The organism is Stenotrophomonas africana, from assembly GCF_013004645.1.
Taxonomy (GTDB): Bacteria; Pseudomonadota; Gammaproteobacteria; order Xanthomonadales; family Xanthomonadaceae; genus Stenotrophomonas; species Stenotrophomonas africana.
Genome location: NZ_JABEME010000007.1, coordinates 179,757 through 190,496 on the forward strand (window position 1 = coordinate 179,757; position 10,740 = coordinate 190,496).

10 protein-coding genes and 7 tRNA genes are annotated in these 10,740 nt (G+C 65.5%); 6 read left to right on the plus strand and 11 right to left on the minus strand.

Going from position 1 to position 10,740, the window contains the following annotated elements:
* Nucleotides 1–192 precede the first annotated feature (192 nt).
* Nucleotides 193–2,019 (plus strand): methyl-accepting chemotaxis protein, encoded by a 1,827-nt coding sequence (locus HLA98_RS13955; protein WP_057501448.1) that lies wholly within the window; start codon nucleotides 193–195, stop codon nucleotides 2,017–2,019.
* Here the strand turns inward: HLA98_RS13955 and HLA98_RS13960 are convergent.
* From HLA98_RS13960 to HLA98_RS13970, 3 genes are all read right to left on the minus strand, one after another.
* Nucleotides 2,016–3,455, minus strand: coding sequence for a GGDEF domain-containing protein (locus HLA98_RS13960; RefSeq protein WP_057501447.1), 1,440 nt, complete (start codon nucleotides 3,453–3,455; stop codon nucleotides 2,016–2,018). The two genes, HLA98_RS13955 and HLA98_RS13960, sit on opposite strands and share 4 nt — an antisense overlap.
* A gap of 114 nt (nucleotides 3,456–3,569) precedes the next feature.
* A complete protein-coding gene (locus HLA98_RS13965; protein ID WP_236495813.1) occupies nucleotides 3,570–4,133 on the minus strand; it encodes a GNAT family N-acetyltransferase in 564 nt (187 codons plus the stop codon).
* A 52-nt stretch (nucleotides 4,134–4,185) separates the two neighbouring features.
* Nucleotides 4,186–4,271: transfer RNA gene (locus tag HLA98_RS13970), tRNA-Leu, on the minus strand.
* Between the two features lie 132 nt (nucleotides 4,272–4,403).
* Between HLA98_RS13970 and HLA98_RS13975 the strand changes: the two genes are divergently transcribed.
* The gene (locus tag HLA98_RS13975; protein WP_057501445.1) at nucleotides 4,404–4,784 is read left to right on the plus strand and encodes a response regulator; all 381 of its coding nucleotides are present in this window, start codon (nucleotides 4,404–4,406) and stop codon (nucleotides 4,782–4,784) included.
* 10 nt (nucleotides 4,785–4,794) lie between these two features.
* Here the strand turns inward: HLA98_RS13975 and HLA98_RS13980 are convergent, their stop codons facing one another.
* Nucleotides 4,795–5,751: an SOS response-associated peptidase family protein gene (locus HLA98_RS13980; protein WP_057501444.1), complete on the minus strand. Its 957-nt coding sequence runs from the start codon at nucleotides 5,749–5,751 to the stop codon at nucleotides 4,795–4,797.
* Nucleotides 5,752–5,828: 77 nt separating this feature from the next.
* On the opposite strand from HLA98_RS13980, the gene HLA98_RS13985 reads away from it, so the two are divergent.
* Nucleotides 5,829–6,245, plus strand: a complete 417-nt coding sequence (locus HLA98_RS13985) for a GNAT family N-acetyltransferase (RefSeq protein ID WP_049443549.1) — start codon at nucleotides 5,829–5,831, stop codon at nucleotides 6,243–6,245.
* A gap of 143 nt (nucleotides 6,246–6,388) precedes the next feature.
* On the opposite strand, the gene HLA98_RS13990 is transcribed toward HLA98_RS13985, so the two are convergent.
* From HLA98_RS13990 to HLA98_RS14020, 7 genes are all read right to left on the minus strand, one after another.
* Nucleotides 6,389–6,464: transfer RNA gene (locus HLA98_RS13990), tRNA-Glu, on the minus strand.
* 47 nt (nucleotides 6,465–6,511) lie between these two features.
* Nucleotides 6,512–6,587: transfer RNA gene (locus HLA98_RS13995), tRNA-Ala, on the minus strand.
* A gap of 45 nt (nucleotides 6,588–6,632) precedes the next feature.
* Nucleotides 6,633–6,708, minus strand: a tRNA-Glu gene (locus HLA98_RS14000).
* 49 nt (nucleotides 6,709–6,757) lie between these two features.
* A tRNA-Ala gene (locus HLA98_RS14005) sits at nucleotides 6,758–6,833 on the minus strand.
* Nucleotides 6,834–7,017: 184 nt separating this feature from the next.
* Nucleotides 7,018–7,093 (minus strand) — tRNA-Glu (locus tag HLA98_RS14010).
* A 54-nt stretch (nucleotides 7,094–7,147) separates the two neighbouring features.
* Nucleotides 7,148–7,223, minus strand: a tRNA-Ala gene (locus HLA98_RS14015).
* Nucleotides 7,224–7,326: 103 nt separating this feature from the next.
* Nucleotides 7,327–7,725: a heavy metal-responsive transcriptional regulator gene (locus HLA98_RS14020; protein WP_057501443.1), complete on the minus strand. Its 399-nt coding sequence runs from the start codon at nucleotides 7,723–7,725 to the stop codon at nucleotides 7,327–7,329.
* Nucleotides 7,726–7,910: 185 nt separating this feature from the next.
* Between HLA98_RS14020 and HLA98_RS14025 the strand changes: the two genes are divergently transcribed.
* The 3 genes from HLA98_RS14025 (at nucleotide 7,911) to dsbG (ending at nucleotide 10,729) form a co-directional block, all read left to right on the plus strand.
* Nucleotides 7,911–8,978: a GlxA family transcriptional regulator gene (locus tag HLA98_RS14025; protein ID WP_057501442.1), complete on the plus strand. Its 1,068-nt coding sequence runs from the start codon at nucleotides 7,911–7,913 to the stop codon at nucleotides 8,976–8,978.
* A gap of 80 nt (nucleotides 8,979–9,058) precedes the next feature.
* Nucleotides 9,059–9,862: a TlpA disulfide reductase family protein gene (locus tag HLA98_RS14030; RefSeq protein ID WP_057501441.1), complete on the plus strand. Its 804-nt coding sequence runs from the start codon at nucleotides 9,059–9,061 to the stop codon at nucleotides 9,860–9,862.
* Between the two features lie 30 nt (nucleotides 9,863–9,892).
* Nucleotides 9,893–10,729: a thiol:disulfide interchange protein DsbG gene (gene dsbG, locus HLA98_RS14035; RefSeq protein WP_057501440.1), complete on the plus strand. Its 837-nt coding sequence runs from the start codon at nucleotides 9,893–9,895 to the stop codon at nucleotides 10,727–10,729.
* Nucleotides 10,730–10,740: the final 11 nt, after the last annotated feature.

A 10,740-nucleotide genomic window follows, 5' to 3' on the forward strand; every position in this document is an offset into this window, starting at 1 on the left:
CCAGGCTGCCCTGGATGGGCGGTCCGCGCTGTGTGTTCCGCCGTTCCCCATGCCGATCGCACCCGCACCAGACGTTCTTGCCAGCCGCTCGAGGGGTGCCTGCCGGTACCTGTAGTCCCAAGCAACTGAAGTTGCCGCCGGGCATCCCGCCCGACGGGTCGCAACCGCTTACCGGACACCGAGGATCAGACAATGCTCATTCCAGGCTTCACGGCGGGCGCGCAGGCGCCGGCCGAGCTGCATACCCGTTGGTCGCCGTGGCGCGCGCTGCTGGGCGCCCTTGCGCCGCAGCAGCGCACCCGCACCGAGCCGGCGGCAACCGACCGCGCCGAACTTGAAGCCCAGGTCGCGGCGCTGCATCGCGTGCAGGCGGTCATCGAGTTCGCGCTCGACGGCACCATCTTGCAGGCCAATGACAATTTCCTGCAGGCGATGGGCTACCGGCTGGAGGAGATCCAGGGCAAACATCATTCCCTGTTCGTCGACCCCGAACAGGCGCGCAGCGCCGAATACCGCGACTTCTGGGCGCGCTTGGGGCGCGGCGAACATGACGCCGGACAGTACCGCCGCTTCGGCAAGGGGCAGCGCGAGATCTGGATCCAGGCCTCGTACAACCCGGTGCTGGACCGCCAGGGGCGGCCGTACAAGGTGGTCAAGTTCGCCACCGACATCACTGCGCAGAAACTGCAGGCGGCCGATTCGGCCGGGCAGCTGGCCGCGATCGCCAAATCGCAGGCGGTGATCGAATTCAGCATGGATGGACGCATTCTCTCGGCCAACGAGAACTTCCTCACGGTCACCGGCTACAGCCTGGATGAAGTGCGCGGGCAGCATCATTCGCTGTTTGTCGAGCCGGATCACCGCAGCAGTGATGAGTATCGTCGCTTCTGGGAGAAACTCGGACGCGGCGAATACGATGCCGGCCAATATCGTCGCTTGGGCAAGGGCGGGCGCGAGGTATGGATCCAGGCCTCCTACAACCCCATCCTCGACCTCAACGGGAAGCCGTTCAAGGTCGTCAAATACGCGACCGACATCACCGCGCAGGTGCATGAGAACCAGGCCATGCAGCGCGCCGTTGCGCAGACCCGGGAAGTGGTGGCCGCTGCCAAGCAGGGCGATCTGACCCGGCGCATTGCGATGACGGACAAGCAGGGCTCGATCGCGGAGCTGTGCGAGGGCGTGAACGCGCTGGTCGAGGCGATGGCCGCCATCATCGGCCAGATCAAGTTCGCTGCCGACACCATTGCGGTGGGCGCGACCGAAATCGCGCAGGGCAACAGTGACCTTTCGCAGCGCACCGAGCAGCAGGCCGCCTCGCTGGAGGAGACCGCGGTGTCGATGAAGGGCCTGGCCGAGACCGTGCAGCGCACCGCCACCAACGCCCGCCAGGCCAGCCAGCTGGCCGGTGGCGCGGCCGATGTCGCTGCGCGTGGCGGCAGCGTGGTGCACGAGGTGGTCGAAACGATGGCGGTGATCAACGCGTCCTCGCGACGCATCGTCGACATCATCGGGGTGATCGATGGCATCGCCTTCCAGACCAACATCCTGGCGCTGAACGCAGCGGTGGAAGCGGCACGTGCGGGCGAACATGGCCGTGGCTTCGCCGTGGTCGCCACCGAGATCCGCGAGCTGTCGCAGCGCTCGGCCAGCGCGGCCAAGGAGATCAAGCACCTGATCGACGAGTCGGTTGCCAATGTGGGGGCCGGCACTGCCCAGGTCGAGAGCGCGGGCCGCACCATGGATGAAATCGTGACCAACGTCCGCCGGGTGAGCGACCTGATGACCGAGATCAGTACCGCCTCGCAGCAGCAGAGTGATGACATCCAGCAGATGAACCATGCGGTCGATCTGATCGACCAGGGAACCCAGCAGAACGCAGCGCTGGTCGAGGAGGCCTCGGCGGCGGCACGCAGCATGGAGGAACAGTCGGCGCAACTGCTGCACACCGTGGCGAGCTTCCGTGTGCAGGGCGGGGGCGGCCATCCGCATGGGGTGGCCGCGTTGCACGCGGTCTAGGCGCGGCGTCCGGCAGTCGCGACCCCGGCCGCCTTGGCCGGGGCGGGCTGCACGCAGTTGCGGCCGGCGTGCTTGGCCCGGTACAGGGCCTGGTCGGCGCGGTCGACCAGATCATCCGGCTCGCGCTCGTCGCTGGCGGACTGCCAGGCGACGCCGACACTGATGGTCACGTGGCCGTCCGGGGCGGGCAACGCCGCGTATTCGACGGCAGCGCGCAGGCGCTCGCCCAGATCCAGCGCATGCGAGGTGTCGGATGAGGGCAGGGCGGCGATGAACTCCTCGCCGCCGTAGCGGGCCAGCAGGTCATCACCGCGCTGCAGGCAGCCGTCGAGGATCGCGGCAACGGCGCGCAGGCGGCGGTCGCCCTCAGGGTGACCGTAGGTGTCATTGAGCCGCTTGAAGTGATCGATGTCGATCATCAGCACGGCCAGGCCCAGGCCCTGGCGGCGGGCGCGGCGGTGGGCCGCGCCAAGCGATTCATCGAAGCTGCGCCGGTTGCCCAGCCCGGTCAGCGGATCGCGCCGGGCCAGCGTTTCCAGCTCATCGCGCTGACGCTGGATCTCGGCCTGGCTCAGCACGCTGCGCAGCGCATAGCCGAGCAGGGCGCCGATGAATCCGATCGTGGCCAGGGTCGGCTGCAGGCGTGCGACCAGCAGCGCCACCATCATCAGCAGCAATGGCAGCATCAGTGGCACACCGGCGTCGACGATGCGGCGCAGGTTGGGCGATACCGGCGCTGCAGGGCGGCGGCGGTTGCTGCCTGCCATGATCGCCAGCAGTACGAACAGTCCGCTGATCAGCAGGTCCTGCCAGTTGCCGTCCGGCGCCTGCGGCTGGTAGGTGTTGATGTAGAAGGCCAGCAGGAAGTAACCCAGCGCGTAGATCGTCAGCGTCCGGAAAAAATCCCGGCGATCCGCATTGTCCTCAGCCAGGAAGCGGATCAGTGCGAAGCAGAACACCAGGCTGTTCTGCACGTTGCTCATGGTGTTCAAGCATTGCGTCCACAAGGCGGTGTTCAACGGAGCCATTGCCCGCGCATGCATGTAGTACAGCAACCACAGCAGCGCGATGATCCCGAAGTCCACTGCACGGATGTAGCGGTTCCCGCCCCCCGGGCTGGCAGCGACGTAGATGAGTGGAATCCGGTAGAACACGTACAGGATCAACGATGAGGCGGTCATCTGCGCAGGGGAGAGGCCGGCCACGTTCCGGTACAGCAGGGCCAGCAATGCAAGCGCGAACAGGGCGACGGCGGCGCCCAGCGTCCGCCATTGGCAGGCGGCCTGGCTGCAGCGTGCGCGCCGCAGACAGGCCAATGCGGCCAGCAGCGGCGCGGAGATCAGCAGGAGGTAGGAGCCGACCGGGTCCTGGGGGCCGATCAAAGCGATGACAAGCGCGTGCACGACCAGAAAAAACAGTGCAGCACGCAGCGTCATGCATTCCCCCGCCCACAGATACGGCGGGATCACGATAGGCAGATGTACCTGCGGCTGGCAAGAAAAGTGTGATGCGCATCGAATGCGAACCTTGTCGAAAGTCGCAATTGTGTGTCAGGGGGATGACGTAGCCATGCCTTTGAGGTGGGCGTACATCCAAAAGTCACGGGGCTGTCCCCGTACCCGCCGGTAGGCGCTCAGGAGCCCTTCGCGCTGCATGCCCAGGCGTTCCAGCACGGCGATCGAGCGGACGTTGCTGTCCAGCACGGTCGCCTGGATACGGACCAGGGCGCGTGCGGAATGACCCCATTCAAGCACCGCGCGTGCCGCCTGCGTGGCCAATCCCTGTCCCTGCCAGTGGGGGTCGAGGTCATAGGCGAGCTCGCCGCGGCCATGCAGGAGGTCGATGCCGTTCAGGCCGAAGGTGCCGATCAGCCGGTCGCCTGAATCCACCAGTCCCCAGCGCTGGTCGGGGGACGTGGGCAGGTAACCGGCGATCAGCTGGCGCAATGCGGCTTCCGGGACCTCGTTCCAGCTGGTGTGTTCGATCACGCCCGGTAGAGACAGGTAGCGGGACCATGCGGCCGCATCATCCACCCGCAGGGCGCGCAGGCGTGCGGGCAGGGTGTCTGGAAGTGATGGCAGACGTGAGGCAGGCATGCCGGGCAGTGTGGCCACTCCGTGCCTGGAAAAGCAAAAGGCCAGGTCGGGGACCTGGCCTTTGATGCTGTGGTGCCGGTGAAAGGACTCGAACCTTCATGGGGTCACCCCCGGCTGATTTTGAGTCAGCTGCGTATACCATTCCGCCACACCGGCAGGCAGCGTGCGAGTGTAACCGAGGTCGGCAGGGCTTTCATAGAGGCAAGGCCGATCGGGGCGCTTCCTGTCGGCATCGGCTCTGTGATGGCTATACTGCGGCGGCTTGAATGCCTCCAGGAGCGGTAGCCGATGACAGTGTTGCAGGACCTGAGGGTGCTGGTGGTCGAGAACGACGAGATGAGTGCCGCACTGCTGCAGATGCAGCTGGTGCATGCCGGCGCGACCGTGGTCGGGTTGGCGGCGAGCGTGGATGAGGCACTGCGCCTGTTGAAGGAAAGCTCTCCAGACGTGGCTCTGCTCGATTACCGCTTGGCCCGGAACGAGACCAGTGAGCCGGTGGCTGCCGCGTTGTCGGCACGCGGTGTGCCGTTCGTACTGGCGACCGGGATGCTGGCCGAGCAGTTGCCGGCGTCGATGCTGACCGGCGTGCTGCTGGTCAAGCCGTACCTGTCGGCGGATCTGTGCCAGGCGCTGGTGCGTGCCGTGGGGCGCTCCCCGGCCAAGGCCTGAGACCTGCGTTTCAGCCTGCTTCCTCGTACACGTAGCGGATGTCCTCACGGTCGTCGAGGATCCGGTACTGCCGGGCCAGGTCATCCGGATCGGGATTGAGCCAGGCGTTCAGGTGCTCCCTGCGGATCGGCACGACGCCGCGGTCGTGGCCTGCAGCGGCGACGTCGTGTGGAGGCGTGTCGGTGATCGTGGCGAATGACAGCAGGCGACCTTCCGGGCCCTCCCATTCCGCCCACAGGCAGGCCAGCAGCAGGTCGCGCTGTGGATCGGGGCGGAACTCCAGCACCACGTCATCCTCCTTCTCGCCGGCGTCGAGCGTGCGCCCGGCGATGGCGTGGCGGGGTACGTGTTCGTAGAACGCCTGCACCACCACCACGCCATGGCGCAGGCCGAACGCGCCGCGCCAATAGCCTTCCAGGCTGTCGCGCCGCGCGTTGTAGGTACCCGGATAAAGCACGTCGTTGCGCGCGGGCTTGTCCGGCAGCCGGCACTGGTAGCGCATCGGCTTGATCACGCGCTTGCCGTTCTCGCTGACCATCACCGGTGCGTAGGTGCCTGGGAAGATGCGGTTGTCGCGTGGCAGCAGCTGTACCCGGTGCAGGTCTTCCAGGCGGGACTGCGCGCGCTCGATGCGATTGCCGGCCACGCGCAGGTCGTTGCGTGCCTTCTGGGTGGGGCGGGTCGCCAGGGTGGCGTTGGCGATATCGCGCCGCTCGCGTTGGCGCGACAGCTCCGCCTCGAGATCGTGGCGTTCCTGCGCATGCCATTGCTGGATCTTTGCAACGATGTCACGGCCGTGCTCGGTGCGCGCAGCGGCAAAGCCGTCGTCCATGGCCTTGGGCGTCTTCGGGCGCTTCTTGCCGGGATCGTGTGCGTACAGCTCCGCGAATTCTTCCAACGACAGGATGGCGCCGAACTCGCGGACCAGCTTGGCGTAGTCGGCGCGGATCAGGGCGGAATAGCACATGGATGTTCTGCCGGCATGGGTCGCAGCGGCTGCGACGTGGATGCGGCAGGATAGCCCGACCTACAGGGAGATACTGCATGAACAATTCCATCGCCTGCCAATTCCGCGAGGGCGTGCCCACGGTCGAGGACTACTGCCAGCTGCGTGTACTGGCGGGCCTCAGCGCCAAGAGCCAGGAGGCGGCAACGCGCGCACTGCCCAACACGCTGTTTGGTGTCTGTGCGTACCAGGGCAGCGAGCTGGTGGCGATGGGGCGCATCGTGGGTGATGGCGGTTGCCACCTGCAGGTCTGCGATATCGCCGTGCTGCCACGGCTGCAGGGGCAGGGGCTGGGCAAGGAGGTGATGCGCCGCCTGGATGGCTGGATGCAGGCGAACTTGCCGCCGTCGGCATACGTCAGCCTGCTCGCCGATGGTGAAGCGCATCGTTTGTACGCGCAGTTTGGTTTCGCGCCCACCGCGCCGGCATCGATCGGAATGTATCGCCGGTTCTGAGGTGTGGCCGAGGTGAGGCCATCCATGCATGGCGCGGATCTACTGCAGGAGCCCGGTAGATCCATGCCATGCATGGATAGGACGGTTTGACGGCAGATCGCAGGCAAAGAAAAACCCCGGCCGAAGCCGGGGTTTCAAATAATTGGCGTCCCCACGGGGATTCGAACCCCGGTCGCCACCGTGAAAGGGTGATGTCCTAGGCCTCTAGACGATGGGGACGCACGAAAACTTCAAGTTGTAGATGCTTCGACGGCCTAATGTCGAAGTGGTGGAGCCAAGCGGGATCGAACCGCTGACCTCCTGCATGCCATGCAGGCGCTCTCCCAGCTGAGCTATGGCCCCATGAAACTCCGGATGATCTGCCGGGAGCAGAGTCCGTTTTGAAACTGGCGTCCCCACGGGGATTCGAACCCCGGTCGCCACCGTGAAAGGGTGATGTCCTAGGCCTCTAGACGATGGGGACGCACGAAAAACTTCAAGTTGTAGAACCTTCGACGGCCTAATGTCGAAAGTGGTGGAGCCAAGCGGGATCGAACCGCTGACCTCCTGCATGCCATGCAGGCGCTCTCCCAGCTGAGCTATGGCCCCGTGTTACCGAGCCGCCTATCATACCTGCGCGTTCACGTTTGTGGAAGTCTTTTTTGAACTTTTTTCGTTCCGGTTCAACCGCAACCACGAGGGCAGGGGAACCGCAACGCCACAAGCTGAATGCCGGTAGGCGGTGAACAAAAAAGACCCGGTTATCGGCCGGGTCCTCGTTGTTCGTGATGAGTGGCGTCCCCACGGGGATTCGAACCCCGGTCGCCACCGTGAAAGGGTGATGTCCTAGGCCTCTAGACGATGGGGACGCAATTCTCATCAATGTTCTTTAGCGACCTTTCGACGGCCTAATGCCGAAAGATTGGTGGAGCCAAGCGGGATCGAACCGCTGACCTCCTGCATGCCATGCAGGCGCTCTCCCAGCTGAGCTATGGCCCCACGTCGCTGAGGAGCGAAATAATAGCCTTGCCCCAGGGGGTTGGCAAGCATTTGTTGCACTTTTCTTCACGTGCGCCGCAACGCCGTTATCGGTCGTCCATGCTTATGCATTGTCGTCGGTCAGTGCCGCCAGAATCGGGCACTGGTCCAGCGAGCCGTGGCCGGGACAGGCGTCGACCAGCTGTGACAGCGCGGCGTGCATGCGCTGCAGCTCGGCCATCCGTTGCGCGATGTCCTGCAGGCGGGCCTGCGCAGTGTCGCGCACGCTGCCCATGTCCTGCTGATGGCGATCGCTGAGTGCGAGCAGTTCGCCGATTTCCTCCAGGCTGAAGCCCAGCGCCTTGGCACGGCGGATGAAGCGCAGCCGGCGCAGGTCCGGCTCACCGAAGATGCGGTAGCCCCCGGCCGAGCGGGCCGCTGTCGGCAGCAGCTGCTGCCGCTCGTAGTAGCGCACCGTGTCGATCGGCACGCCCGCCTGGCGGGCCAGTTGTCCAATGTTCATCGCGGATTCCTGCGGATGCTGTGGCCATTGTGAAGCCTTGAGTCTGGTCGAGGGTCAAGGCTTTGCGCCGATGTGCGCATTCAGCGCACTTTGCAACTTTCTTCATAGCCCTGCCGTTGGACCAGTTCCTACCCTTCGCCTGAACCGGCCATTCAATGGCCTGCAACGAACCGAGGAGGTGGTCAGTGGATGGAATCAGGAACGAAGGATTCGTCGAGGTCGCGGTGGTCGAGTACCCGGGAGGCGACCCGTCCGCGGCATCGGTGCTGGCGGAAATGGCCCACGTCGCCAATCGCCTCGCCCAGCAGCAGCGCCGACCGTTCAAGCGCGTACTGGTTACGCGCTGGATCGTACCGGCCAGCCAGACCGGCGTGCATCGCATTGCCGGTGCGGAAATGCTCGAAGCCGCCATTCCTGCGGTGATCGCGGTTCCCGGCCAGATCAGTCCCGGAACCTGCCTGCGTGCCGAAGAAGTCCTGCTGGACTGGCTGCGTGCCCACTACGACGGTGGCAGCCTGCTGGCGGCCGCCAGCGATGGGGTGAGTGTGCTGGCGCGTGCCGGCCTGCTGGCCGGGCGAACGGTAAGCGGGCCCGATCTGGTGCGGCATCCCGGATTGCAGGCGCAGTCGATGAGCTGGGTACCCAGTGAGCGTGCGCTGGTTGACGATGGCGATCTGCTGACGGTCGGCGGTTCGCAGGCCTGGCGATTCCTGGGCCTGCGGCTGCTGTACCGGCTGCACGGGCAAGGGGTGGCGAGCGCGGTCGCGCAACAGCTGGGCATCACCGTGCCAGCGGGCATCCAGCAGGATCTGGAGCGTTTCAGTGCCAATTTCGCCCATGGCGATCGCGATGTGCTGAAGGCGCAGCGGTGGCTGCATACCACTGCGGCACGAGGCGCCACCCTGGCGGCCATCTGTGAGGTTTCCGGGTTGGAGCCGCGCACGCTGCAGCGACGTTTTCTCCGGGCCACCGGTCTGCGCCCGATCGAGTACTGCCAGCGGCTGCGCATTGCCAAGGCCCAGACCCTGCTGCAACAGGGGGCAGGTATCGACGAAGTTGCCTGGGGCGTGGGCTATGCCGATCAGAGCGCTTTCCGGCGCCTGTTCCTTCGTATCGTGGGCATGACGCCGGCCAACTATCGTCGCCACGTCAGCAGCAAGCGGCGAGAGAGGCCTCTGATGCCCTCGGTCGCAGGCAGTCTGCGCGGGTTGCAGGCACCGTCGGGCGTGCAGTTGGGGCGAAGTGCCGCGTGATGCCTGATATCGGGCGGCCCTTGCAACCTGGGCGCGACGCTTCGACCATGCAGGCAGTGGACGATTGAGCAGGTGGATTGATGTCGAGTGTTGGACCGGTACCCATGCCGGTGGTGTTGATCCTCGTTTGCATGTTGCTGGCGATGGCTGTGGCCCGTCTGTGGCCACGGAGGGAAGACGAAAGACCGCTGCCATCGGCAGCAAGCATGGTGTTGGACATGCTGCTGATCGGCCTGTTGTGTGGCCGCCTCAGTTTTGTCGCGCTGAACGTCGCGCTCTATCGCGAAGCTCCCTGGAGCATTCTGCAGATCGCCGACGGTGGCTATCACCTGGTGGTGGTGCTGGTGGCAGGACTGGCATGGGGTTTATGGCGCTTGCGGCCGTGGCCCACGCTGCGTATGCCGGTGCTGATCAGCGCTCTGATCGGCGTGCTGCTCTGGGCGGGTGGCGGCCAGGTGCTGTCGGCCTGGCAGGAGCGCCAGATGCCATTGCCGGTGCTGCAGGTAACGGACCTTCAAGGCGGCGAGGTCGATCTGCAGCAGTTCCGGGGCAAGCCGCTGGTGCTGAATCTGTGGGCCACATGGTGCGGGCCCTGCCGACGCGAAATGCCCGTGTTGGCGGCGGCACAGCAGGCACATGCCGATGTGCAGTTCGTGTTCCTCAATCAGGGTGAAACCCTTGATGAGGTCCAGGGTTTCCTCGCCAGCGAACGACTGGCGCTGGGCAACGTGTTGCTGGACGATGACGCTGCCGCTTCAACTGTGCTGGGCGTGCAGGCCTATCCTTCCACGCTCTTCTTCGATGCCGACGGGCGCCTGCGTGAACTGCACCTGGGCGAACTGACTGCGGCCGGTCTTGAACACAAACTGCGCCGGCTGCGGTAGCCTGCCCGGGCATCTCACTACGGAGTTCCCATGTTGTCGACTTCCATGCGCATCGCTCCGGCGGTGCTGTTGCTGCCGGTCATGCTGGCATTGGCCGCCTGCAGCCAGGCCCAGACCCCACCGGGCAAGGCGGCCCCGGCAGCAACTGCTCCGGCTGCTGCGACCAAGGGCGACCGTCCTGCCGTGCTGAAGGGTATCGAGAAGCACGGTTTCGAGGTGGTTGCCGAGTTCGATGCGCCGGGTGGCCTGCGTGGCTTTGCGGGCGTGGTGGGTGGCCAGCAACCGGCCGCAGCCTACGTCACGGCCGATGGCAAGCACGTACTGGTAGGCAGCCTGTTTGATGCCGAGGGCAATGACGTCGCGGCCGAAGCCGTGGAGAAACTGGTTGCCGCGCCGATGTCGGCCAAGATGTGGACCAAGCTGGAGGCCAGTGCCTGGGTGCGTGACGGCAAGGCCGATGCGCCGCGCGTGGTCTATACCTTCAGTGATGCCAACTGCCCGTACTGTCACAAGTTCTGGGAAGCCGCACGGCCGTGGGTCGATGCCGGCAAGGTGCAGCTGCGTCACATCATGGTCGGCGTCATCCGCGAGGACAGCCCGGCCAAGGCGGCGGCCATCCTCGCTGCACGTGACCCGAGCGCGGCGCTGCTGCAGAACGAGCACGATTTTGATCGCGGTGGCATCAAGGCGCTGCCGAACATCAGTCGTGACATCGCCGGCAAGCTCGACGCCAATCAGGTGCTGATGATCGAGATGGGCTTCCAGGGCACGCCGGGCATCCTGTTCCAGGACGCACAGGGCCAGGTGCAGCGTCGAGCCGGCCTGCCGCAGGGCGCCGACCTGCAGACGGTGCTGGGCCCGCGCTGAGTTGCGCCTTC

What these genes read in the sequence shown, in the direction of transcription:
- HLA98_RS13955 (WP_057501448.1), top strand. Translation starts at nt 193, where the DNA reads ATGCTCATTCCAGGCTTCACGGCGGGCGCGCAGGCGCCGGCCGAGCTG.
- HLA98_RS13960 (WP_057501447.1), bottom strand. Translation starts at nt 3,455, where the DNA reads ATGACGCTGCGTGCTGCACTGTTTTTTCTGGTCGTGCACGCGCTTGTC.
- HLA98_RS13975 (WP_057501445.1), top strand. Translation starts at nt 4,404, where the DNA reads ATGACAGTGTTGCAGGACCTGAGGGTGCTGGTGGTCGAGAACGACGAG.
- HLA98_RS13980 (WP_057501444.1), bottom strand. Translation starts at nt 5,751, where the DNA reads ATGTGCTATTCCGCCCTGATCCGCGCCGACTACGCCAAGCTGGTCCGC.
- HLA98_RS13985 (WP_049443549.1), top strand. Translation starts at nt 5,829, where the DNA reads ATGAACAATTCCATCGCCTGCCAATTCCGCGAGGGCGTGCCCACGGTC.
- HLA98_RS14020 (WP_057501443.1), bottom strand. Translation starts at nt 7,725, where the DNA reads ATGAACATTGGACAACTGGCCCGCCAGGCGGGCGTGCCGATCGACACG.
- HLA98_RS14030 (WP_057501441.1), top strand. Translation starts at nt 9,059, where the DNA reads ATGTCGAGTGTTGGACCGGTACCCATGCCGGTGGTGTTGATCCTCGTT.
- dsbG (WP_057501440.1), top strand. Translation starts at nt 9,893, where the DNA reads ATGTTGTCGACTTCCATGCGCATCGCTCCGGCGGTGCTGTTGCTGCCG.